The 24690-nt window shown below is 37.0% G+C and carries 22 protein-coding genes, 3 pseudogenes and 1 riboswitch; of the genes and pseudogenes, 17 read left to right on the top strand and 8 right to left on the bottom strand.

What is annotated here, in order from left to right; genetic code table 11:
- Positions 1-10: 10 nt before the first annotated feature.
- From QWZ06_RS08710 to QWZ06_RS08700, 3 genes are all read right to left on the bottom strand, one after another.
- Positions 11-280 (bottom strand): hypothetical protein, encoded by a 270-nt coding sequence (locus tag QWZ06_RS08710; protein WP_290297264.1) that lies wholly within the window; start codon positions 278-280, stop codon positions 11-13.
- A gap of 296 nt (positions 281-576) precedes the next feature.
- Positions 577-1293 carry a DUF6796 family protein gene (locus QWZ06_RS08705; RefSeq protein WP_290297263.1) on the bottom strand — a complete coding sequence of 239 codons (717 nt, stop codon included), beginning with the start codon at positions 1291-1293 and terminating at the stop codon, positions 577-579.
- Positions 1294-1354: 61 nt separating this feature from the next.
- Positions 1355-1534: a hypothetical protein gene (locus QWZ06_RS08700; RefSeq protein WP_290297262.1), complete on the bottom strand. Its 180-nt coding sequence runs from the start codon at positions 1532-1534 to the stop codon at positions 1355-1357.
- A gap of 180 nt (positions 1535-1714) precedes the next feature.
- Between QWZ06_RS08700 and QWZ06_RS08695 the strand changes: the two genes are divergently transcribed.
- From QWZ06_RS08695 to QWZ06_RS08640, 11 genes and pseudogenes are all read left to right on the top strand, one after another.
- Positions 1715-2713: a helix-turn-helix domain-containing protein gene (locus QWZ06_RS08695; RefSeq protein WP_290297261.1), complete on the top strand. Its 999-nt coding sequence runs from the start codon at positions 1715-1717 to the stop codon at positions 2711-2713.
- Between the two features lie 329 nt (positions 2714-3042).
- Positions 3043-3236: riboswitch (cobalamin riboswitch) on the top strand.
- A gap of 445 nt (positions 3237-3681) precedes the next feature.
- Positions 3682-4590 carry a methylisocitrate lyase gene (gene prpB, locus QWZ06_RS08690; RefSeq protein ID WP_290297260.1) on the top strand — a complete coding sequence of 303 codons (909 nt, stop codon included), beginning with the start codon at positions 3682-3684 and terminating at the stop codon, positions 4588-4590.
- Positions 4577-5731 carry a bifunctional 2-methylcitrate synthase/citrate synthase gene (prpC, locus tag QWZ06_RS08685; protein WP_290297259.1) on the top strand — a complete coding sequence of 385 codons (1155 nt, stop codon included), beginning with the start codon at positions 4577-4579 and terminating at the stop codon, positions 5729-5731. The genes prpB and prpC overlap by 14 nt, the downstream gene beginning before the upstream one ends.
- A gap of 34 nt (positions 5732-5765) precedes the next feature.
- Positions 5766-7216 (top strand): annotated as a pseudogene (locus QWZ06_RS08680) (bifunctional 2-methylcitrate dehydratase/aconitate hydratase).
- Positions 7217-7291: 75 nt separating this feature from the next.
- Positions 7292-8788 carry a CoA-acylating methylmalonate-semialdehyde dehydrogenase gene (locus QWZ06_RS08675; RefSeq protein ID WP_290297257.1) on the top strand — a complete coding sequence of 499 codons (1497 nt, stop codon included), beginning with the start codon at positions 7292-7294 and terminating at the stop codon, positions 8786-8788.
- 90 nt (positions 8789-8878) lie between these two features.
- Complete coding sequence (locus QWZ06_RS08670; RefSeq protein WP_290297256.1) at positions 8879-9235, top strand: acyl-CoA dehydrogenase family protein; 357 nt, start codon at positions 8879-8881, stop codon at positions 9233-9235.
- A complete protein-coding gene (locus tag QWZ06_RS08665; RefSeq protein ID WP_290297255.1) occupies positions 9205-10038 on the top strand; it encodes an acyl-CoA dehydrogenase family protein in 834 nt (277 codons plus the stop codon). The genes QWZ06_RS08670 and QWZ06_RS08665 overlap by 31 nt, the downstream gene beginning before the upstream one ends.
- A gap of 16 nt (positions 10039-10054) precedes the next feature.
- Positions 10055-11160 (top strand): annotated as a pseudogene (locus QWZ06_RS08655) (enoyl-CoA hydratase/isomerase family protein).
- Entirely contained in the window at positions 11150-12124 is a 975-nt protein-coding gene (gene mmsB / locus QWZ06_RS08650; protein WP_290297251.1) for a 3-hydroxyisobutyrate dehydrogenase, read from the top strand. The pseudogene QWZ06_RS08655 and the gene mmsB overlap by 11 nt, the downstream one beginning before the upstream one ends.
- Positions 12125-12168: 44 nt before the next feature.
- Positions 12169-12951 (top strand): enoyl-CoA hydratase/isomerase family protein, encoded by a 783-nt coding sequence (locus tag QWZ06_RS08645; protein WP_290297250.1) that lies wholly within the window; start codon positions 12169-12171, stop codon positions 12949-12951.
- A gap of 8 nt (positions 12952-12959) precedes the next feature.
- On the top strand, positions 12960-13607 hold the full coding sequence (locus QWZ06_RS08640) for an epoxyqueuosine reductase QueH (RefSeq protein ID WP_290297248.1): 648 nt from the start codon (positions 12960-12962) through the stop codon (positions 13605-13607).
- A gap of 221 nt (positions 13608-13828) precedes the next feature.
- Here QWZ06_RS08640 and QWZ06_RS08635 read toward each other — a convergent pair whose 3' ends face one another.
- From QWZ06_RS08635 to QWZ06_RS08620, 4 genes and pseudogenes are all read right to left on the bottom strand, one after another.
- Entirely contained in the window at positions 13829-14524 is a 696-nt protein-coding gene (locus QWZ06_RS08635) for a type 1 glutamine amidotransferase domain-containing protein (RefSeq protein ID WP_290297246.1), read from the bottom strand.
- 260 nt (positions 14525-14784) lie between these two features.
- Complete coding sequence (locus QWZ06_RS08630; protein ID WP_290297244.1) at positions 14785-15696, bottom strand: helix-turn-helix domain-containing protein; 912 nt, start codon at positions 15694-15696, stop codon at positions 14785-14787.
- Between the two features lie 84 nt (positions 15697-15780).
- Positions 15781-16714 (bottom strand): annotated as a pseudogene (locus tag QWZ06_RS08625) (NAD-dependent epimerase/dehydratase family protein).
- Between the two features lie 242 nt (positions 16715-16956).
- Entirely contained in the window at positions 16957-17352 is a 396-nt protein-coding gene (locus tag QWZ06_RS08620; RefSeq protein ID WP_290297241.1) for a YybH family protein, read from the bottom strand.
- Between the two features lie 231 nt (positions 17353-17583).
- On the opposite strand from QWZ06_RS08620, the gene QWZ06_RS08615 reads away from it, so the two are divergent.
- Together QWZ06_RS08615 and QWZ06_RS08610 are read left to right on the top strand one after the other, a co-directional pair.
- Positions 17584-18354 carry a serine hydrolase domain-containing protein gene (locus QWZ06_RS08615; protein WP_290297240.1) on the top strand — a complete coding sequence of 257 codons (771 nt, stop codon included), beginning with the start codon at positions 17584-17586 and terminating at the stop codon, positions 18352-18354.
- Positions 18327-19151: a serine hydrolase gene (locus QWZ06_RS08610; RefSeq protein WP_290297239.1), complete on the top strand. Its 825-nt coding sequence runs from the start codon at positions 18327-18329 to the stop codon at positions 19149-19151. Before QWZ06_RS08615 ends, QWZ06_RS08610 begins: the two co-directional genes overlap by 28 nt.
- A gap of 192 nt (positions 19152-19343) precedes the next feature.
- Here QWZ06_RS08610 and QWZ06_RS08605 read toward each other — a convergent pair whose 3' ends face one another.
- Complete coding sequence (locus tag QWZ06_RS08605; protein WP_290297237.1) at positions 19344-20900, bottom strand: amidohydrolase family protein; 1557 nt, start codon at positions 20898-20900, stop codon at positions 19344-19346.
- Positions 20901-21376: 476 nt separating this feature from the next.
- Here QWZ06_RS08605 and QWZ06_RS08600 point away from each other — a divergent pair, with 476 nt between their 5' ends.
- From QWZ06_RS08600 to QWZ06_RS08585, 4 genes are all read left to right on the top strand, one after another.
- Positions 21377-21532 (top strand): hypothetical protein, encoded by a 156-nt coding sequence (locus QWZ06_RS08600; RefSeq protein ID WP_290297235.1) that lies wholly within the window; start codon positions 21377-21379, stop codon positions 21530-21532.
- Positions 21533-21733: 201 nt separating this feature from the next.
- A complete protein-coding gene (locus QWZ06_RS08595) occupies positions 21734-23584 on the top strand; it encodes a SusC/RagA family TonB-linked outer membrane protein (protein WP_290297233.1) in 1851 nt (616 codons plus the stop codon).
- Complete coding sequence (locus QWZ06_RS08590) at positions 23533-24411, top strand: TonB-dependent receptor domain-containing protein (RefSeq protein ID WP_353960007.1); 879 nt, start codon at positions 23533-23535, stop codon at positions 24409-24411. The genes QWZ06_RS08595 and QWZ06_RS08590 overlap by 52 nt, the downstream gene beginning before the upstream one ends.
- Positions 24402-24683, top strand: a complete 282-nt coding sequence (locus QWZ06_RS08585; RefSeq protein WP_290297230.1) for a hypothetical protein — start codon at positions 24402-24404, stop codon at positions 24681-24683. The genes QWZ06_RS08590 and QWZ06_RS08585 overlap by 10 nt, the downstream gene beginning before the upstream one ends.
- Positions 24684-24690 lie beyond the last annotated feature (7 nt).

The following is a 24690-nucleotide window of genomic DNA, read 5'->3' as shown; positions in this document are numbered from 1 at the left end:
ATTATATGTTTTATACTTTAAAAGTGTAATTCAAAGCGAAATACAGCATAAAAAAACAGATCAATGCATAAATTCCATTAGCGATCATCAATACAGCTCCCAATCGTGTTTTCCTTGATGCAATAGCGAATACCAAGGCTAAAATGACAACCCCGACAATCAGGATCATGACCACATTTTCCCAATCATGAGTAAACAATACCTCATCACACTTCATGAGTATTACGAGTAAAAGAATATGAATAAGTGTAGCAATCAGGCTTAATTTTGATGTAGACATATGTATATTTTGTGGATGAAGAAGTTGGTACTTCTATTCTTCATGAATAATGAATATCAAATATAATACATTCTGTTTTCCCAACTGCATCTTTCGGGAATATTACCTATATGACTCATGATATCGGTCTATACTATCTCGGATATTTTTCCATGTAGGGAAATGATTTCAAAGATGAATTCAACAGAAAACAGAAATATAGATTTGCAACACAATTAATACCCAACAAAAATTGAGCACTTTTTAAGTGCCCAATTCAAAATGCAATATATAGAGATCGCTATTAGTTTTATTTTTTAAGCTCTGTTTAGTTTCTTTCTGAAAAAGATCAGTAATGAACCGAAGAATGTAAGATAAGCAATATTGAATATTGCTCCCCCAACCCATCCTGAGTAAGGAAGCGGTAAAAGACCCTTAATTGGAATAATAAATAAGGTCAACACAAATGGTGTCAATAAGGCCATCCATCTTGGAAGCAATGTTTTATTCAAAAGGATACATACGGCAAATGATATCCATCCGATCGCCAATACTCCAATAGCAGCTCCCCATGCGATATTAAGCATCTTCATAAATTCCCGCCCCGTTTCCAAAAGGTAAGGATGAGCAACCGGATCTGTATGATAGATCGCTTTATAGATTTCTCCAACATAAAAGAATCCGGCATGGCCTAATGGAGATAAAACAGCACCTGTTAATAAAATCCAGTAAACACCAACTGAATACCATGTTTTGGTATCTTTAAAAAACTGGAACACCAGCCATGTTGCCGGAAGCAGTAATGGCCCGGTAAGCGCTCCGATCAACGCCCCAAACATCAGCCTTGGAGTAGTTCCCTCCAGCATCAAAGTAGCAAATTCTACATTTACCTGATCGGCATAAGTCTTTGAAAACAATGGATAATCGGCAGGATTCGGATCAAATCCGGCAACAAAAATATCCCCAATGATCCAGCATACAGATACCATGATTGCGGCCGCAAAAGACCAGTTTATTTTACTTGAATAGTTCATATTTTATAATTATTTATTACGTTTTATTTCTTCATTTCTATTCATTATCAGCTTCTATTCCCTATTTTAATAGAAATAATAAGATAGCTCTTCCTGTTTCTTTCGTCTTCCTTTTAGCATTACTTTCTGTTTGACTTTCATGAGCTTTTTCTCCTGCAAGCAAAAACGGATACAATGCAATATGATTTGTTCTTTTTTGAACATTTTCAAACTCTTTTTGTTCGGTTTCAAAGTTCTTCATAGGCTTCCTTTTCGTTGGTTTTAAATCTTTTGTGTTTCGTAAAACACAGAATATTATTAAGAATGATTCTAAATAATTAATTATATTTGTGCAAAAGTAATAGGAAAAGCAAGGCGGGCAGGTCTGCAAAAAGGAGTAAAAAGTCCGTTAAAAGGAGAATTTTAATTAAAATAAACAATAATGGCATTAAGGATTTACGATGATAAAATTGGAGGAACATTGGTTGAAAGAAAATATCCCAATGCTTATTTTGTAAATGATGGTGATCTCAGAGAGTGCATCACCTACCTGAAACCACCTTATGGAAGTGGCTTTTATCATGAGATCTGTTTCGAGAATGTGCATATCGGTTTTGGAAATGTTTCTTTAGAAAATAAGATACTGTTGTATTTTGAGGCCGATTTCGATAGTGTTGAAATGCATTTTTCGTTAAAAGGAAAAAGTTCCGCCCTTTCGGAAAACTTCAATAGTAAAGTGTGTTTTGACAGCTACCAGCACAACATTATTTATGCAAATCAGATGTCCGGTCAGATGGAATTTGACGGTCAGGAAATGCAGATCCTGGAAATCAATTTGGCTCCTAACTTTTTTAAAAAATTCCTTCCCGAAGACTCCGGTTTATTCAATACCTTCAGAAATGCGATTGAAAAACAGCACTCATGTCTCATCAATCCGGATCATAACCGCATCAGCCTGGAAATGTATCAGATTCTAAACGACATCATCCATTGTGACCGAAAAGGGACTTTTAAAAGAATTTATCTGGAAGCTAAAGTTGCTGAATTGCTTCTTTTACAACTGGAACAGCTTTTCAAAAGTGACTCTTCCAACTCATCATTACTTAAAAAAGATGAAGAAAAAATATATGCAGTGAGGGACTTTATTATCAATAATCTCAGTACAAACTGTTCATTAATAGACCTTGCCCATCAGGTAGGAACAAACGAATTTACACTGAAAAAAGGATTTAAAGAACTATTCGGAACTACCGTTTTCAACTTCTGGAACGATCTGAAAATGGAAGAAGCGAAAAAAATGCTTCTTGAAGGAAACCTGAATATTAACGAGATCTCTGATATTATTGGATATAAAAACCCAAGACATTTCTCGGCTGCATTTAAGAGAAAATACAATTTAATCCCAAGTAAGCTTAGAAATACCAATGGACTGACTCATTAAATTCTTCAATGATTTCAGTTCATATTTACTGATAATGACCTTTTCAAAATCTATAATTTTTTAGGCTTAATGGGTCTATTTTCAGATACAAAAAGTTACCATAAAACACATCCTTTATTTTATTTCATTTAATATTCAACCGTATTTGTTAACGATTTGGTAATAAAAAAAACCTTTGAAAACACTGATTTTTATCATATCATTAAAAAACAAAGTTTCACAAACAAAACACAATCAACCCATTACCTAAAATTAATTATTGTTTACATAAAATATTTTGTCGTTCTCATAAAATGGCTATATTTACCACCAAGGAGTTCTTAACACCTTCTTTATCAACCGAAATTGGTTACACTTAGCTGTGAATTAAAAGGGAATCGTGTGTAAATCACGAACTGTCGCGCAACTGTAAGTAACACTAAAAGGTTTTTATCAAATCAATATCCACTGTATGCTCCGGTATATGGGAAGGATGATAAAAACTGTTACAAGTCAGGAGACCTGCCTATTTCGTAGTGACGATGCTTTCGCGATCTGAAGCTTATAGTCAGGTATGATACGGTATGGATAATTGTGTGATAAAATTGCTTATCAACTTATTTAATTTTTGAGATAGATACTAGCAGAACAGTATATGTTTATTCTGCAGGTCTGTAACTCATCCGTGTCCCCTTTCCGTAATTTTTCTTTCTCACAAAACATCGTGAAGTTTACCAAGAACTTTTTATAGGGTTTAATCTATGTAAAAAGTTAAAAGATGTACCAAACCAATCACAATTATGTATCCACGAGCAGCAGATCTATGACATCACAGATCTCATTATGCAGAATTTCTCAAAAATATCTGTCTTTGTGCTCACCAACAACCCATCTGATTTCCTTTAACCATTCTCTTTTTACATCCTCACCCCAGCATAAAAGCTCTTCTTTCTTACCGAACAAAATTCAACTAAACAATAAATATTAAAATGACTACACATGAAAACTGGAAGTCTCCCGGTGCCCAATTCCGGGAGGCTATGCAAAAAGAAAGTCCTCTTCAGATTGTTGGAGCCATCAATGCCAATCATGCATTACTGGCGAAACAAGCCGGCTTTAATGCCATTTATCTTTCTGGAGGTGGTGTTGCTGCCGGATCTTTAGGAATTCCGGATTTGGGAATCACCACGCTGGAAGATGTATTAATAGACATTCAGCGCATTACCAATGTTTGCGATTTACCTTTATTGGTAGATGTAGATACAGGATTTGGTCCATCAGCCTTTAATGTTGCAAGAACTGTAAAGTCATTAATCAAAGCGGGAGCAGCAGCTCTGCATATCGAAGATCAGGTAGGAGCAAAACGTTGTGGACACCGTCCTGGAAAAGAAATCGTAAGCAAAGAAGAAATGGTAGACCGATTGAAAGCTGCCGCTGATGCCCGTACCGATGAAAGCTTTGTTATCGGAGCCAGAACCGATGCTTTTGCCAATGAAGGACTGGAAAAAACCTTAGAAAGAGCTGCCGCCTACAAAGAAGCTGGTGCCGATTTTATTTTCGCAGAAGCCGTTCCCGATTTAAGCTTCTATCAAAAATTTGTAGATGCCACAGGAATCCCCGTCTTGGCTAATATCACTGAATTTGGAATGATCAGCATGTATACTGTTGATGAATTAAAAACCGCAGGAGTAGGACTGATCCTCTACCCTCTTTCAGCTTTCCGTGCTGCTAATAAAGCGGCTCTCAATGTTTATGAGCACATTCGCAAAGACGGAACACAGGCCCATGTATTAGACACGATGCAAACCAGAGAAGAGCTCTACCAAAGCATTGGATACCATAATTATGAACAAAAATTAGATAACCTTTTTAAACAAAATAGTAATGTCAACGAATAGCGAACCAACATTCAAGCCTAAGAAAAGCGTAGCCCTTTCAGGAGTAGCAGCAGGTAATACCGCGCTTTGTAGCGTAGGAAAAAGTGGAAATGATCTTCATTACAGAGGATATGATATCCTGGATCTGGCAGAGAAAGCAGAGTTTGAAGAAGTAGCTTATCTCTTGATCTATGGTCAGCTGCCTACCGGAGCCCAGTTGAAAAATTATAAAGCTAAATTAAAGTCTTTAAGAGGGCTACCCCATTCTGTAAGAAATATTTTAAAGAGTATTCCTGCAGCTGCTCATCCCATGGATGTAATGAGATCTATGGTATCTGCTATCGGAAGCATTCAGCCGGAAAAAGACGATCACAATGTTGCCGGAGCAAGAGATATTGCAGATAAATTATTAGCTTCATTCAGTTCCGGACTTTTATACTGGTATCACTATACACATAACGGTAAAGAAATCAATGTAGAGACAGACGATGATACTATTGGTGGACATTTCCTTCATCTTTTACATGGTAAAAAAGCGCCCGATTCCTGGGTAAAAGCAATGGAAATATCTCTTAATCTTTATGCTGAACATGAATTTAACGCCTCTACATTCACAGCTCGTGTTATTGCAGGAACTGCTTCAGATTTTTATTCATGCATCACAGGAGCAATCGGAGCTTTGAGAGGCCCAAAACATGGGGGTGCCAATGAAGTGGCATTCGAAATCCAAAGCCGTTACAATTCACCGGACGAAGCGGAAGCTGATATCCGCCAGCGTATTGCCAACAAAGAGGTCATCATCGGATTTGGACATCCGGTTTACACGATCTCAGATCCTAGAAACGTAGTCATTAAAAAAGTAGCAAAAGAACTTTCTGAGGAAGCGGGAGATATGTTGCTTTATAATATTGCAGAAAGATTAGAAACCGTCATGTGGGAAGAAAAGAAAATGTTTCCAAACCTGGATTGGTTTTCTGCCGTATCCTATCACTTAATGGGAGTACCCACTCTCATGTTTACACCGCTATTCGTTATTTCCAGAGTGACAGGATGGAGTGCCCACATTGTTGAACAGAGACAGGATGGAAAAATCATCCGTCCAAGTGCCAATTATACAGGCCCGGAGAATAAAGAATACATTTCTCTACAAGACAGAAAATAAACAGATTACCTAATAATAAAACTATAAAACAAAGATGTCATCACACATTTCAAATGAAAGACCACAACCAGATCAGGTATTAACAGATATTGCCGATTATGTATTGAACTATGAAATTAAAAACGATTTAGCATGGAAGACCGCACATTACTGTCTTCTGGATACGATCGGATGTGGTCTGGAAGCTTTAACTTATCCAGCTTGTACAAAACTTTTAGGCCCTATCGTGAAAGGAACAATTGTTCCTCATGGCGCGAAGGTTCCGGGAACACAATTTCAATTAGATCCTGTTCAGGCTGCTTTCAATATCGGAGCTATTATCCGTTGGCTAGACTTTAATGATACATGGCTGGCTGCTGAATGGGGACATCCTTCAGATAACCTGGGTGGAATTTTAGCAACAGCAGACTGGTTATCAAGAACTAATATTGCAGAAGGAAAAGCGCCTTTAAAAATGAAACAGGTATTGGAAGCTATGATCATGGCTCACGAGATTCAGGGCGTAATGGCATTGGAAAACTCTTTCAATAAAGTAGGTCTTGATCATGTATTATTGGTAAAACTGGCTTCTACAGCTGTTGTTGGAAATTGATAGGCTTAACTCGTGATGAGATCATCAATGCTGTCTCATTAGCTTTTGTAGACGGACAATCTTTAAGAACATACCGTCATGCTCCCAATACAGGTTCCCGTAAATCTTGGGCTGCCGGAGATGCAACCTCAAGAGCAGTACGTTTAGCCTTAATAGCAAAGACAGGAGAAATGGGCTATCCATCTGCTTTAACAGCAAAAACATGGGGATTCTATGACGTTTCTTTCAAAGGAAATGAATTCAAATTTCAGAGAGAGTATGGTTCTTACGTTATGGAAAATGTATTATTCAAAATTTCATTCCCGGCTGAGTTCCATTCTCAAACTGCTGTAGAAGCTGCAATGACTTTACATACAACTTTGAAGGGGATTGGAAAAACAACCGATGATATCAAAAAGGTTACGATCCGTACTCACGAAGCAGCGATTCGTATCATCGATAAAAAAGGTCCTCTCAACAATCCGGCAGACCGAGACCATTGTATTCAATATATGGTAGCTGTACCATTGATCTACGGAAGATTAACCGCTGCTGACTACGAAAATAATATTGCATCTGACCCGAGAATTGATGTTCTGCGTGACAAAATTGAATGTGTTGAAGATGTTCAGTTTACAACAGATTATCATGACCCGGAAAAACGTTCTATTGCCAATGCAATGACTATAGAACTGAATGACGGAACTATTTTAGATGAAATCGTGGTAGAATACCCTATCGGGCACAAGCGAAGAAGAGAGGAGGGAATTCCTGAACTTATCAAGAAATACAAAGTCAACTTAGCCCGTATATTTCCTGAAAAACAACAAAAAACAGTCCTTGAAAACTCATTGGAATATGAAACATTGATTAACCTTAATGTCAATGAATTCCTTGATTTACTGGTAATATAAACTCTATTGAAAGTTGAAAGTAAGCAACACCACTTACTTTCAACTTTCCTTTTCAACTTTTCAACTTATAAAACGATGTCACAAAAAGTAAAAATATTAATCAATGGAGTGTTTATTGAGAGTAAAACTCAAAAACATCTTCCTGTAGAAAACCCTGCTTCCCAAGAGATTCTTGCTGAGGTACCTTTAACATTAGTATCAGAAATCGATCAGGCCATTGAAGCAGCCACAGAAGCATTCAAAATATGGAAAGAGGTTGCGACCCCTGAAAGAGCAAGACTATTTTTAAAGTATCAGCACCTCTTAAAAAAACACCAAAAAGAAATTGCGGAAATCCTTTCCAAAGAAAACGGAAAAACCTTTGCAGATGCTATGGGAGATGTATGGCGCGGCATTGAAGTCGTAGAACATGCCTGCAATATTCCTACTCTGATGATGGGAGAAACCGTAGAAAATGTAGCCCGTGGAGTGGATACTTACAGCTATATTCAGCCTCTTGGAGTTTGTGCGGGAATTACTCCCTTCAACTTCCCCGCGATGATTCCTTTATGGATGTTTCCAATGGCGATTGCCTGCGGAAATACCTTTATTTTAAAACCTTCTGAGCAAACCCCGATGACTTCTATGAAAATGGCAGAACTATTCTTAGAAGCCGGCTTTCCAAAGGGAGTTTTGAACATTGTACATGGTTCCAAAGATCAGGTGAATCATATCCTGAATCATCCTGAGATCAAAGCTATTTCATTTGTAGGTTCCGTACCTGTTGCTGAGCATGTTTATCGTACAGGAACAGATAATCTGAAAAGAGTTCAAGCTTTTGGCGGAGCAAAAAACCATATGGTGGTTATGCCAGATGCCAACAAAGGACAAGTGATCAATAATTTGGTGGGGGCATCATGTGGTGCTGCCGGTCAGCGTTGTATGGCCATCAGTGTTGCCGTTTTAGTGGGCGAAGCTCAAAACTGGATAGAAGAGATCAAAACAGCTTTAAGCACCATCAAACCTGGAGTATGGTCTGATGAGTCTGCTGCATTTGGTCCTTTAATCAATAAACAATCTAAAGAAAAGGTACTAAGACTTATCAAGAGTGCTTATGACCAGGGTGCTGAAGTATTATTAGATGGAAGCAACTGTACCGTAGAAGGATATGAAAACGGATATTTTGTAGGCCCTACTCTGTTCAATAATGTATCTGTGGAAATGGATATTTACAAAGAGGAAATCTTTGGCCCCGCCTTACTCTTATTAAAAGCGGACACACTGGATGAGGCTATTCAGATCATCAATAACAATCCTTATGGAAACGGAACTTCGATCTTTACCAATTCAGGAGCTGCTGCACGGAAATTTCAGCATGAAATTGAAGTAGGACAAATTGGAATAAATCTTCCGATTCCTGTTCCATTACCATTTTTCTCATTTACAGGATGGAGAAAATCTTTCTTTGGAGATCTTCATTCTTACGGAAAACAGGGGGTAAAGTTTTATACGGAAACCAAAACCATTACCGCACGTTGGTTTGAAGAAGATGTTCCGGGAGGAAGTCTCAATATGACGATCAGTTTAAAATAATTGAAATGGAAAGCTGAAAAAGTAAATATAAACCCATATTAAAGGGGAAAGCTTTCCATTCTTAATGCTCAACTTTCAATTTAAAATACTATGGAATTTAACCTAAGTGATGAACAACTGGCATTTCAGGATGCTGCAAGAAAGTTTGCTGAAAAAGAACTCTCACCCTATGCATCAGAATGGGATGCCCAAAAGATATTTCCAAGAGAAGCCATAGCCAAAGCAGGCGAATTGGGATTTTGTGGGGTCTATACAAGTGAAAACGCAGGAGGTTTGGGACTCTCACGGCTTGATGCTGCCATTATATTCGAAGAATTAGCCGCTGCCTGTCCTTCCACAACGGCTTATATAACTATTCACAATATGGTTTCATGGATGATTGATGAATTTGGGAGTGATGAAATCAGAAAAGAATTATGTTCAAACTGGCTTCTGGAGTATTACTAGGTTCTTATTGTCTTACCGAACCCGGATCAGGATCAGATGCCGCAGGGTTGAAAACTACCGCTATCAAAAAGGAAAACAAATATATCATTAATGGGACAAAAGCTTTCATTTCGGGAGCTGGTGAAAGTGATGTTCTCATTGTAATGGCACGTACAGAAAATTCCGGAGCCAAAGGAATCAGTGCTTTCGTAGTGCCCGCTGGTAGCCCAGGAATCAGCTTTGGAGAGAAAGAGAAAAAACTAGGTTGGAATACCCAGCCTACCCGTTTTGTATTTCTGGATCATGTAGAAGTGGATGAACAATATCTTTTAGGTACCTTAGGGGAAGGATTTAAAATTGCTCTGAAAGGTCTGGATGGTGGCCGCATCAATATCGGAACCTGCTCTGTAGGAGCAGCCCAGGGAGCCATCAACCAGGCACAAAAGTATATGCACGAAAGGCAACAGTTTGGGAAATCATTGGCACAGTTTCAATCTTTGCAGTTTAAAATTGCAGATATGGCTACAGAATTGGTGGCTGCCCGTCAAATGGTTCATTTGGCAGCATTTAAGCTGGATTCTAAAGATCCCAATGCAACCACTTACTGTGCTATGGCTAAGCGACTGGCTACTGATATGTGCTTTAACATCTGTAATGAAGCCCTTCAGATATTGGGCGGTTATGGCTGTACACAGGATTTCCCTGTAGAACGTTTAATGCGTGATGCCCGAGTGCACCAGGTAGTAGAAGGTACTAATGAAATTATGAAGCTCGTTATTTCAAGAAAGATACTCGAAGAAGGAGCCACTTTACAAATCCGTTAATTTAAATAATAGAAAAATGAGCTTACTACTTACAGAAATAAAAAATAAAGTCGGAATCATCACTCTTAATTCTGAAAAAACACTCAATTCTTTGTCATTACTCATGATTGAAGAATTGAAAACCATTTTGGAAGACTGGAAAAATTCCGATGAAATAGCCTGTCTGTTTATTCAAGGGGCAGGTGAAAAAGCACTCTGCGCAGGAGGTGATGTAAGGCAACTACATGATGCCATCATTGCCCAGAGAACTATTGATGATTCCAAAATACCACAGGATTGTTTTGATTTCTTTTCAAAAGAATATGAAGTAGACTACGCCATCCATACCTACTCTAAACCAATCATCGTTTGGGACACGGTATTGTGATGGGAGGCGGAATCGGAATTATGGTAGGTGCTTCACATCGTATTGTAACGGAAAGAAGTAAACTGGCAATGCCGGAAATTACAATTGGGCTCTATCCGGATGTGGGTGGAACCTGGTTTTTAAATAAAATGCCATCCGCTTATGGTTTGTATTTAGGATTAACAGGAGCCAGACTAGATGGAGTCGATTGCCAATTTTTGGGTCTGGCAGACTATTATGTACCATCCACCTCAAAAGAAACCATTCTTAACGCATTAGAGCTTGCCAACTGGAATGAAAATCCTCATAAAATCGTTTCTGATATTTTAAAGAATATTTCCAAAGACACTCCTGTTCCGGAATCACAGGCGGCCTTGCATCAGGATTTTGTAGAACAGTTTGAAGAGACTGAAACATTGGAACAATTCAGGAAAATATTAATCAATTATCCCGAAAAAGACGAATGGATCAATGCCGGAATTAAAAGTTTTGAGGCAGGCTCTCCCAGTTCAGCTCACGTTATTTTCAGACAGCTAAAACAAGGTAAGGATTTAAGCCTGGAAGAAGTTTTTCAATCTGAACTGAATCTATCTTGTCAATGCTGTATCCATCCTGATTTTGCAGAAGGAGTACGTGCATTATTAGTCGATAAAGATCAGTCTCCAAAATGGCATCCTGCAACCTTAGATGAGGTCTCTCAGGAATGGGTAAATTCCTATTTTGAATGGATCATCGGAGAATGGAAAGTGAATAAAGAAGTGATGATTGGATCTTAAATCTTCTCCATTATTTTTTCAATTCAAATTAAATCATTTTTTAACCCTCAAAGAAATAATTATGTCCAATATAGCATTCATAGGATTAGGAAATATGGGCGGACCTATGGCCGCAAACTTAGTAAAAAACGGTCATTCCGTAATAGGATTTGACCTTTCACATACCGCTTTAGATATGCTGACTTCTGCAGGCGGACAAACTTCAGCTTCAGCTTTGGAAGCTATTAAAAATGCAGATGTAGTCATTACTATGCTTCCTTCCGGGAAACATGTTTCCGAATTGTACTCTGAAGAATTCGTCAACAGTCTAAAGCCTAATACATTATTGATCGACAGCAGCACCATTGATGCTGTAACAGCCCGTTCGGTTGCCCAACTTGCGGCGTCTAAAGGCTGTAAAATGATAGATGCTCCTGTTTCCGGTGGTACAGCCGGTGCAAAAGCAGGAACCTTAACTTTTATTGTAGGTGGTAAAACCGAAGACTACGAAAAAGCAAGACCTATTTTAAAATGTATGGGGCAAAATATATTCCATGCAGGAGATTCCGGAGCCGGCCAGGTGGCAAAAATCTGTAATAATATGTTGCTGGCCATTCATATGATTGGAACTTCTGAAGCTATTAATTTAGGAATCCGACATGGATTAGATCCTAAAACATTAAGTGAAATTATGCAGAAAAGTTCCGGTAAAAACTGGTCTTTGGAAGTCTATAATCCATATCCCGGTGTCATGGAAAATGCTCCTGCATCAAGAGAATATTCAGGAGGCTTTGCTGTAGATCTCATGACAAAAGATCTGGGACTGGCAGCGGAAGCAGGATTGGAAACCAAAACCTCTACTCCACTGGGAAATGCGGCTTTAAACCTATATAGAATGTGGAGCGAATCCGGAAATGGAGCCATCGATTTTTCCAGCATTATCCAATTTTTAAATGGGAAATTAAATGTAGAAAACGGAAACTAATTCCACTTCCCAAAAAATCATCCTATACACTAAAACCACATACAATGAATTTTGAAACCCTATTATATGAACAACATGAACATGTTGGAACACTGATTATTAACCGTCCACAGGCCTTAAATGCCTTGAATGAAGTTGTTCTAAAAGAACTGAAAATATTTGCCGATCAGATAAAAACCACCCAAGATATTCGTGTATTGATCATCACAGGCTCAGGAGAAAAGGCTTTTGTTGCAGGTGCTGATATCAAGGCTATGCAGGGAATGACTCCTCAAGAAGCTGAAGCGTTTTCCATCATGGCACAAACGGCTTTTAATGCTATTGAAGAATTACCGATGGCTGTCATTGCAGCAGTGAATGGTTTTGCATTAGGCGGTGGTTGTGAACTGGCACTTTCCTGCGACATTATTCTGGCCAGCGAGAAAGCTAAATTCGGATTACCTGAAGTTACCTTAGGACTATTGCCTTGCTTTGGCGGAACACAACGTCTTCCAAGAGCAATCGGCTTGTACAAGGCAAGAGAAATGGTTTTCTCAGGCGAATTTTATTCATCAGCAGCTTGTAAAGACTTTGGCTTTGTCAATCGGGTCATTGCTCCCGAAGAACTATTGAATGAAGCTCAAAAACTAGCAGAAACCATCGCCTTAAGAGGACCAGTAGCCGTGGCTAAAGCAAAACAATCATTAAATACAGGTTTTGAACTGCATATTGCAGACGGACTGAAACAGGAAGCTGTTTTATTTGGAGAATTATTTAATACTCAAGACCATAATGAAGGCATAAGTGCATTTATAGAAAAAAGAAATCCTGATTTTACAGGAAAATAAAAATGAAAATGAATTTTGAAAGAGAGAAATTAGTATTGCCGGAAGGAGGTAAAAAACTGTTACTGCATTCTTGTTGTGCTCCGTGCTCAGGAGAAGTAATGGAAGCAATCATTGCGTCGGGTATAGATTTTACTATTTTTTTCCATAATCCTAATATTCATCCTAAGAAAGAATATGATTTGAGAAAAGAAGAAAATATACGTTTTGCAGAAAAGCACAATATTCCTTTCATTGATGCTGATTATGATGTTGACGATTGGTTCGCCAGAGCAAAAGGTATGGAATGGGAACCCGAAAGAGGAATCCGATGTACCATGTGTTTTGATATGCGCTTTGAACGGACTGCATTGTACGCCTATGAAAACGGATTTGATATCATTTCCAGCTCATTGGGAATCTCCCGTTGGAAAAATATGGAACAGATCAACGATTGTGGTATTCGTGCAGCCAATCATTATGAAGGAATTACTTACTGGACTTACAACTGGAGGAAGAAAGGCGGATCAAAACGTATGCTTGACATCAGTAAGGAAGAACAGTTTTATATGCAGGAATATTGCGGATGTGCCTATTCTTTAAGAGATACCAATAAATGGCGAACGGAAACAGGAAGAGAGAAAATAAAATTGGGCGAAAAATATTATGGCCAAGATTAAATATATATTCATGTAAAGAAAATTTCATCTTATTATCATAAGTTTTCAATAAACATTATGCCCGTATTATTGAATATGGGCATATTTTATAAACACCCTATAGTCGATTCATTTCAAATTAAAGTCTCGGATAAAGCGGTTATACATCTACTTGGAGAGAATCTATAATTATGAAGTTATTTCAGTGCAAAAGAGTACTCTTTATTTTTCTAAAGGAGGAACTAGCTATTTTGTATGGCACTCATCACAACCCGAGCCATTTCTTTTGAGCTGAATGGATTTTGTCCTGTAATCAAATTTCCGTCAACAATTACATGAGAAGTCATGGGTATCAATGCTTTTTTTAGATGAGCACCTCTTTCTTTGATGGCAGCTTCGAGGTTGAATGGCACTTCTTTTTTTCTTCCGGCAAGAGTTTCTTCAAACCAGTCGAAACCGGTCATAGATTTCCCTTTGATGAGGTATTCGCCGTTAGAAAGTCTTACATTCAATAATCCTCCCACTCCATGACAGATGGCTGCCACTATTCTACCACTTTCATATTGCTTTTTAATAATAAATTGCATCATAGCATCGTCCGGAAAATCGTACATTGTTCCATGACCGCCTGCTAAATACACCAGGTCATATTGTAAATCAGAAATCTCTGCTAAACTGCGACTGTTCCTCAATAATTTCCGAAAAGAAAGATCATTCCAATAGGCTGTAGAAACTTTGTCAAGAGTAAAATATTTCAGGCTTTCAGGATCTACCGGAATATTTCCGCCTTTAGGACTGGCAATCGTCATTTCATATGCTTTTTCTTTTGCAGCATGATAGATGTGCGTCAGCTCACTGAGCCATAAACCTGTTTCCAATTTGCCACTGGCATACATGCTGACATTGGTGACAATGATCAAGATCTTTAATGTACTCATCTCTTTGATTTTAGTATTGCAACATTCGGTAGAAACACGGTGTTTATTGTAACTTAATTCTGGAAAATGTAACGTAATCTGAATTTTCAATAATTACTTTAGAAGATTTTCTAACCAAAAAAGTCACAAAAGATTTTATTTAAAACACTTTAGTTCACTTAAGTTAGCTTAAAATGCTCCTGTATAAAAAGTTCACATAAGAGGAAAATCAAAGATTTTCAAAAACTTAAGTGTTTATATTCTTTTGTGGTTCAAATAATTTAGTTAAAAGAGGCTCTGAATTCTAATGGTGAAAAAGAAGTTCGGTTTTTAAACAATCGATGGAAAGACTGCGGATGTTCAAATCCCAATTGATAAGCGATTTCTGAAACTGACGTTTCTGTTGTGGAAAGAAGTTCTTTAGCTTTTTCAATCAACCGATTCTGAATATGCTGTTGGGTAGTCTGTCCGGTTTGCACCCGAAGCATATCACTGAGATAATTGGCACTCAGATTCAGTTGTTCTGCAACAAAGTGAACGGTAGGAATACCATTTTCAATCAATTGATCATTTTTAAAACACTCATCCAACAATGTTTCCAGCTTTGAAAGCAAATCGTTATTCACTTTTTTACGGGTTAAAAACTGACGATTGTAAAAACGGTCGCAATATTTCAATAACAGATCCAGGTTTGACACCAGTAGATCCTGTGTAAAAGAATCCATATTGGCTTCTATCTCCTGGCCTATATTCTCTATAATATCCATAATCGATTTTTCTTCTTTCTCAGCAAGAAACAGGGCTTCATTAGCGGTATAGGAGAAAAAGCCATAGTCTTTAATTTTGGATGCCAGAGGATAGCTTTGAAGAAAATCAGGATGTACAACCAATACAAAACCTTCCACTTCATTCAGAAGAACATCTTCAAATTGTAAGACCTGTTGTGGAGCGGTAAAATACATAATCCCTTCATCAAAATCATAATACTGCTGGCCATATTTAAACTTGCCCCCTGCACAGTCTTTCTTAAGGGCTACAGCATAAAAATCTGTTATTACTGCACTGAGGATCGTCTCTGATTTTAATTTCACATCATTAAAACTGAATACACTGATCAATGGGTTTGATGGCTTTTTCAATCCCAGAACCTGATGCATTGCATTGATTGATGAAATCTTTATGGGTGTTTTCATTACTGATTTTCTAATTTATATTTTTTAAACAACATAGAAATCTATGGGGTTAAAAAAGATAACTCATACTAAGTTACAATTTTATTATTTTGCGGAAAGCTGTTCACTTTTAATCTGGCTGATCCCTTGTTTATAAGTAGTCACCTGAAATTCAGGAAATCGTGCTCTAAACTTTGAATCATCAAAGATATTATCATGCTCATATCTTGGAAGCAGCTCCAATAATTCCTTTACTTGTTTATTAAATAAAGCACCGATCCTAAATATAAACTTAGGTACAGCCGAATATTTCAGATCTTTACCATAAATTCCGGAAGCCATTCCGATAAATTCGTTATAGGTTGGATGGCTTTTATCCACTGGTAAATGCCAGGTTTGTCCAAATGCATCTGGTGTATTTCCAATTAAAGCTGTAGCGCGGCTCGCGTCCGGTGTCCAGATGAGGCTTCTTTTTTTAGTTGTACTTAGTGGAACTTTTAGTTTTTTTCCTTCTTTGATATTATTAAAAACCAGTGTATTGGTAATACTCTGTGTTTTTCCAGGGCCATAAAATTCAGGAGCTCGGCAGATTACGGCCTCCAGCTCACCGGATTCTATTTCTCTCAATACCATTTCGGCCATTTTCCGTCTTACTCGTCCTTTTCTTCCCACGGGATCAAATACTGTATTTTCATTCAAAACGCGACCATCTTGTGGATACATATAGGTATTATCAAAAAATACCAGCTTTGTTCCGTTAATCTTGCAGGCATCAATGACATTTTGAAGAATTAATGGAAATTGTTTTTCCCAAAGATCCGAACTTATCGGAAGACCTAGTGTAAAGTAAGCAATCTCACTTCCTTTTACTGCTTCAATGGCTTTTTCACGAATAGATAAATCTGCGGAAAATACCTCATCGGTATCATTTACTTTTTTTGCATCTCTGCTGACAATTCGAATATCTGAAGTAAAGTTTCTTTAATTCTCTTGCCAGCTCTTCACCAATCTGTCCATTGGCACCTAATATTGTTTGCATATTGCTTTAATTTCTGATTAATATTATACTCTGTTATTTTTGGTAGGACAAAGTTCAGAAAAGGATCAGGGATTTGTGTATCCGAATCAAGGAATGTTGTAACAGAATCTCTGTTTTGGAAATTACTATATGTAAATACAGGAATAGAATGTTAAAAAACAATTAAGAAAAATTGAGGATAACTATAACTCCGGCAGGCATCTACGATGCCTGCCGGAGTTATTATCTTAAAAATTGCAGAACTAATGACTCAAAACTGCAGAGCCAAACGGATTGTCAATGATCCATAACCAATTACCGGCTTCATTTCTTTTCATAACACAGGAAGTATGACCTGTCATTTTTATGGCTTGCCCATCAGGAGTATTCCCGCTCATTTCCCAACGGTCAATCCACAGGGCAAGCTCATTAATCTCTGTAATATGAGGCGTTTCTCCCTGTATATTCAGTTTTAGCCCGCATATATTCTCCATAGCCACTTGTATTTGTTCAAGTCCTCTTAATTCTTTCCCGTCACGATCAATGTAAACACCTTCAGGGTCAAAACAACTCAGAGCACCTTCAACATCCCCATTTTTTATACAGTGACGAAAATAAGCAACTGCTCCGGCTTGGGCTTTCCTGTTAAAATTTTCCATTTTCAATAGATTATACGTTTTCTTCAAAAATATATTTAATATTTGAAAAAGGTGTACTTATTTATTCACTTTTATATCTTTTTCCCTCATTTGGCTTTCATGTATAATATAAAGTTAGTTTTATATTTTGCTATCAGGACATTAATCAATAGATTTGACCCTACTAATATCTACTTACCTCAAATCGAGAGGATTAGTAGGTAACAAAACCATGATATAAAATAATCAATTATGACAAAAATAAAATTGTCTCTAGTCATCATTACCATTACTACCCTATTTACAAGTAGCAATTTATCCGCTCAAATAACCTCCAAAGAAGTAGATGTACTCGTTGATAATGCAATGGAAAAGTTCCATGTTGCAGGAGCAGCTGTAGCCATTGTAAAGGATGGAAAGATAATTCACAAAAAAGGTTACGGTATAAAATCAATAGATACAAAATCACCTATTGATGAGCATACGAACTTTGAAATTGCATCCAACAGCAAGGCTTTTACAACTGCTGCATTATCTATTTTAGTAGATGAGGGAAAGCTTTCCTGGGATGATAATGTCAAAAAATATATCCCTGAATTTAAAATGTACAATGATTATGTGACAGAAAATTTCACTATAGAAGATCTATTGTGTCACCGTAGTGGACTTGGTTTAGGTGCCGGGGACTTAATGATGTTTCCTGACGGTACAGACTTTTCTATTAAAGATGTGATAAAGTCTTTCCAGTATTTCACCCCTGTTTCAGGTTTCCGAACCCAGTTTAATTATGATAATCAACTGTATTTGGTGGCGGGTGAAGTTATTGCCAGAGTAAGTGGAATGAATTGGGAAACCTTTATTCAAAAGCGTATTATGGAACCATTGCAAATGCAAAATTCTTTCAGTTCTATCAGTCAGGTAAAAGATATCAATTTAATGGCTTCCCCCCATTCCACAGAATCGGGAACCATCCAAAAATATCTTTATATGGAGCAATGGTTAATGGGGCTGCCGGAGGGATAATCTCTAATGTTGATGACATGTCCAAATGGATGCTTGTTCAGCTAAACAAGGGTAAATATGGTTCCGGTTTAAGCCAACAGCTTTTCACAAAGGAAAGGCAAAATGAGATGTGGACCATCCATACTGTTGACCAAATCAACCCTAACCCGAGGTATAACCAACATTTTAATGGGTATGGTTTAGGCTGGAATTTATCTGATATGAAAGGCAATCTCAACGTTTCTCACACCGGCGGGCTACCTGGAATGCTTTCTATTGTTACCATGATTCCTGATTTAAATTTGGGTATTGTTATTCTCACCAATACAGAAAATGGGGGCTCTGGTCTTTTTTCTGCGGTAAGTCAAACCATTATTGACAGTTATTTAGGGCTCAACAATTACGGGTGGGTAGATAAATATGCTGCATACCTTCAATCTCAAAAAAAATCTGGAGATGATGTCACTAAAAAGGTTTGGGAAACAGTAAGCAAAGCAAAAAATACAACAATAAAAAATGAGGATTTAATTGGACTGTATGAGGATAAATGGTTTGGAAAAATTGAAGTCTTCTTAAAAGGAGATCAATTATGGTTTAAATCTTACCGTTCACCAAAACTAAACGGCCCCATGAGTTTTTATAAAGCAAATACTTTTGCAATTAAATGGAATTATAAGGATATGAACTGTGATGCCTTTGCTATGTTTAATTTAGATGAAAACGGAAAAGCACAAAGCATAAAAATGAAGGGAATATCCCCGAATATAGACTTCAGTTTCGACTTTCAGGATTTAGATTTGCAAAGGCTAAAAAAATAACTATAACTAAGTAAAGGAAACCTGTATTTTAAAAAAGCAAATCCCAAAACGTTATCGTATAAAATAAGGTGAGTTTCTAAGCTCACCTTTAATTTTTATATAATTCTATCTTAAAAACGGGAAATAACATGATGAACACAACAATCATTTCACTCTAAAAATGCTTAACGCGCTCAGTTGCATTACATAATATTAATTTAATTCTCTGTTTGCCTTTTGAACAAAATCATTCCACTGTCTATTCAGAGATTCCAGAGATTGTTTTTTCTCATTCGCATTTAAGGAGGAATAATTGATTGAATTAAAGACCAGTTTTTTCAAGGCTTTTAGATCCAATTCCCAAGATACATAGGCCATCCAAAAGTCATAACTTAATCCTTCATAACCATATACAGCAGGATCATCACTATTAATGGAACACTGTATTCCGTTGCTCAACATCACTCTTGCCGGATGATTTCTCATATCGCTCACATATCCCAGAATCTGGTTACTGATCGGACTTACTTCCACCAATTTATTCTGTTTCTTAATCAGCTCCATTGATTTTGGAAAGTAAATCAGATTAAGACCATGTCCAATTCTCTGGTTATTCAATAAAGTAATATCCAATATATTTTTATTGAAAATAGAAGTACTTTCCCCCGCATGCAGGAACAAAGGCATTTCTACTCCCGATTTTTTAGTGATTTCATTGATTTTCATCCAGTTTTTCTGGAAAGAATTAATGCTGTTTCCGGCAGCTTCATCAGCAACAAGGTCAAATCCGGAAATTAAATCCGGAAATTGCTTTTTCAATTTAAACGCAATTTCAAGTTGTTTTTCAATGCTATCAGAGTCTAAAAATTTAAAGCTTGAATAAATCAGCTTCAGACTAAACTGCGGGGTTGACTGTTTCATCTGCTTTACAATATCCTGCAAATCTGTAATGGATTTTTCCAATGGATATTTTCCATGTTCAAAATCATACAATTCATCAAAAACATATCTTATTTCAACATGCTGTACATTATCTTTAGCTAAATCCTGGAAACCTTTTAGATAATATTCTTTAAAGAAAGGACGGTAAGGTAATAACAAGTTGACGCGTTGGAAACGTTTCTCAAACTCAATCCAATAATCTGTATAAGAACAAAGATTATCCCTCTTTAAAAGAAGAAGATCATGCAATTCTTTTTCAAAACCAGGATCTGAGTTCAATTTTTGATCTAGATTAACAAATCCTTTCGGAACTTTTCCGTTTTCAAAGAATCCTAGCTGACCGAAAATAAATTTATCATTGTCTTTTTGGTCATACACATAGCATTCTTTATATTTTCTAACCGTTGTAATCAACCATCCAGCATTGGCTAAACCACCACTATGCGTATGCAGAAGCCCTCCTTTAGGCATTGTTTGAATGACTTTGAACAACTTGCTGGATTCTATCAATGGTTTTATTTCATTAAAAGAACGATTATATAGAGGAATATGCTGTTTTTCAGTTTCAAGAATAAACTGCTTCCTGATCTGAAATATTTTTTTATCTAAATTGATCTCGGCTTCGGATAATTTCACATCTGCATCAAAGGCCATGGCTGCATTTTCTTTATCCAGCAATGTCCATTTATCCTGATAAGTAGACTTTTCAGCTACTTTAGTTTGGGCTCCCAACAGAGGAAATCCCAACATTAAAATATAGGTAAGGTATTTTCTCATAATAATAGTAACCTGTATCTGACAAAAATACTTTGCCAATACAGTAGTCAAAAATATAAATTAATTTTTTGGTAAAAGAGTTTCAATCTGAAAAAAACAAATGATAAAACTTTTAACGACACATTTTTCATCTTCCTTCCCTAGCCCCGGTAGTAACGGTTACCCCGCAACATGCGTAAGCCTTAGCTCAGCGTGAGGAGTATGAGTAGATAACGGGATAAAGCTCCCATAGATGAAATTAGATCTAAAATACACAAAAAGTCTACAAAAACAATAGACTTATTACGTTAATTTTTATTCATCTGCAAAAAATGATTTTTTTTAAAATTTTACAACCTACCACTTAAAACAAATAACAATTTAATTATCAACCAATTAGAAGCTTAAAAATTAAAGATTTTATTCGTAATTTCAAATACCCCACTAAATTAGTAGACTAATATGATTTTTCTCATATCCTTTTTTAACAAAGTTTTATGAATTATTAAATAATTTTGACCCAGTAAAAAAATATAAACTCTATTCTCATGAATAAGAATGACTTTAATTCTTACCTATACACTATCATGGCTATAGTTTCTGAACAACATCAGGGTTGTACAGGAAATGGCCTTTCACAGCACAATAGTACTTCTAAGAATATGTGTTTTGGATCTATGATGTGTAAAATGATGATGCCATAACTCCCAAAGAAATATGCACATTATTGTAGGAATTAAAGCCCGATAAGCTCAAGGCCTATTTAATCCGGGTACACCTCCTCTATTTTAACATTTTCTTTCTAACACCTCCTTACAAAAGGGAGGCTGGGGACTTATTTTTCCTAAAACAGGAAGACAAAGAGTAATACACATATTCAATTTTTTAAACCTAAGATTAATATAATGAGAAAAAAACAATGCAAACTTGGTGTATTGGCCGTGCTGTTATTCGCAGAATATGGCTTTGCACAGAAAAAAGATAGTCTTTCGCAGGAGACTTCCATCAAAGAAGTGGTGGTGGTAGCCTTCGGAAAGCAGAAAAAAGAAGAGATCACCGGATCTGTACAGTCTTTAAAGGCTAAAGACCTTGGTAATCTTCAAAATGGAAATGTTCTTCAGGGAATTGGCGGTAAAGTGGCTGGGGTACAGGTGATCTCTTCCGGACAACCAGGTTCTCAACCTACGATAAGAATGAGGGGAATTGGTTCTATCAATGCATCCAGTGATCCTTTAATCGTCTTGGACGGAATTCCTTACAGTGGTGACCTGAACAGTATTTCTTCAGCAGATATTGAGAGTATTTCCTTTCTGGAAGATGCTTCGTCTAATGCTTTATATGGTTCAAGAGGAGCCAATGGGGTTATTATTGTAAATACCAAAAGAGGTAAAAATAAGAAACTGAGTGTTGATATTGATGTAAAAACCGGAGTAAACTTCAGGTCTATTGAGGATTATTCGGTGTATACCTCACCACAGGACTACTATACAGCCTATTATAACAGAGGGAGAATCGGAGAAATTGCGAGACAGAAGCAACCGGGTGCTGTTCCTACTACTACGCCACATGCTGTAGGGCTTTCTGCATTGAACGGACTGGGCTACAATGTTTATAACGTCCCTTTTAGCCAGCTGATCGCTCCGGATGGGTCTTTTAATCCTAATGCAAAACTCCTTTATCAGGATAATTGGAAAAAATTACTTTTCAAGCCTGCTCTAAGAAGGGAAGCTACAGTAGGAATCAATGCCAGTGGCGAGCAGGTAAAATCTTATACATCTTTGAACTACCTGGATGATAAAGGATATCTTATCGGTTCTGGTTTTGAAAGATTCGGGATCAGATCAAACGTAGATTATTCCATAACTCAAAAATTAAAGTTAGCTACTGCCCTCTCCTACACGTATAGCAAGCAGAATTTTGGAGAAACAGGAGGTTTTTCCAATCCGTTTCAGTTTGCCAGAAATATAGCTCCTTTCTATCCGGTTTTTCTTAGAGATGACAATTATCAAAGACTTTATGATAACCATGGAAATGCCCTCTATGATTATGGAGACGGGCAAGGGCCAAACGGTGCTACCCGATCTTATGCTGTTTTTGAAAACCCGGTGGGAAATCTTCAACAGGATAAATCTCAAAGAGTCAGTAATATCACCAATGCCAATCTGGGTTTAAATTATGAGATCATCAAAGGATTAGATTTCACATACAACTTTGGAGCTTATCTTGAAAACTTAAGAAACCTTCAGTTCGGAAATACATTGGGCGGAACTTCTTCATCTGTGGGTGGAACCATTTCTCATGAATCGATATTTAACTATACCCTGAATCATCAGCAGTTGCTTACTTATCAAAAGAAATTCGATAAACATAACTTCAATCTCCTTGTTGGTCATGAATTGAATAAAACAAAAAATGAAGGATTTTCCGGAACTAAACAACAGCTCTTACTTCCCGAATCATGGTCTTTTGATAATGCTGTAAAAATTACAGATTTATCTGGAAACGGATATGAATATGCTGTAGAAGGATATTTTTCGAGATTATTATACAACTATGACAGCAAGTATTTCTTTAATGCCAATGTACGTAGAGATGGTTCTTCCGTGTTTGCTCCTGAAAGCAGATGGGGTACTTTCTATGGCCTGGGAGCAGCATGGAATGTTGCCAAAGAAGATTTCCTTAAAGATAACAAGGTCATTAATGCATTGAAGCTAAAGTTTCTTATGGACAACAAGGTAATGACAATATCTTACTGAACAGTACAACCAGAGATTACTACGCTTACCAGGACATCTATGGAATCAATGATTTTGGAGATGGCAAACCTGTACTTACTTTAAAGAAACAAGGAAACAGAGATCTAAAATGGGAAACGTCCAAAAACCTGAATGCCGGTTTTGAAATTTCTCTATTCAATAACAGAGTGAATGTAAATGCTGATTACTTTGAAAGAAAGGTATCAGATATGATCTATACTCTTCCATTAGCGATATCCAATTCAGGTCCATACGTAAAGTACGGAAATATTGGAGATATGTACAACAAAGGGGTTCAGGCTAACATCAACGTAGATATCATCAAAACACAGGATCTTCAGTGGAATTTCTATGCCAACGCTACTCATTACAAAAACAAGATTACGAAATTACCTGAGCAACAAAGGGCTACAGGATTGGTTTCAGGATTGTTTGTTCTTGCTGAAGGCGGCGACCGATATACTTATTATTTAAAAGAATTTGCTGGAGTAAATCCGGAGAATGGAGATGCATTATGGTATAAAAACACATTTAATCCTGCTACTCAAAAAATAGAAAAAACCATTACCAATGACAATAAGGAGGCAACCAATTACAATACCGGAAAATCAGCAATTCCAAAGGTATATGGCGGGTTTGGAACAGACATCACTTATAAAAGAGTGAACCTGTCGGTTAATTTGCATACCAGTTTGGCGGATATGGATATGATGATATCTACAGATCTCTGTTCCATTCTGACACATATGGTTCTAACTATACAACTGATCTTGATAAAACATGGACTCCGGAAAACCCGACAGCGGCTCTTCCACGTGTGGATCTGAACTCCAGCAACCAGAACGGAAATTCTACACTTTACCTGATTAAGTCTGATTATATCAGCCTTCAGGACGTAACATTATCCTACCAGCTATCTGATGATTTTGTAAAGCAAATCGGATTATCGGCATTAAAAATTTATGCGACTGGAAATAACCTCTATCTATGGTCTAAGAGAAAAGGATATGATCCCAGAGCTTCATTAACAGGGGTATCGGATGCTTACAAATATTCTTTATTATCCAGTGTTTCTCTTGGTTTTAAACTAACATTTTAAAAGAATT

This window comes from Chryseobacterium tructae (genome assembly GCF_030409875.1).
Classification (GTDB): domain Bacteria; phylum Bacteroidota; class Bacteroidia; order Flavobacteriales; family Weeksellaceae; genus Chryseobacterium; species Chryseobacterium tructae.
The sequence above is the reverse complement of the archived record's forward strand: the minus strand, read 5'-3'. Positions and strand labels throughout refer to the sequence as shown.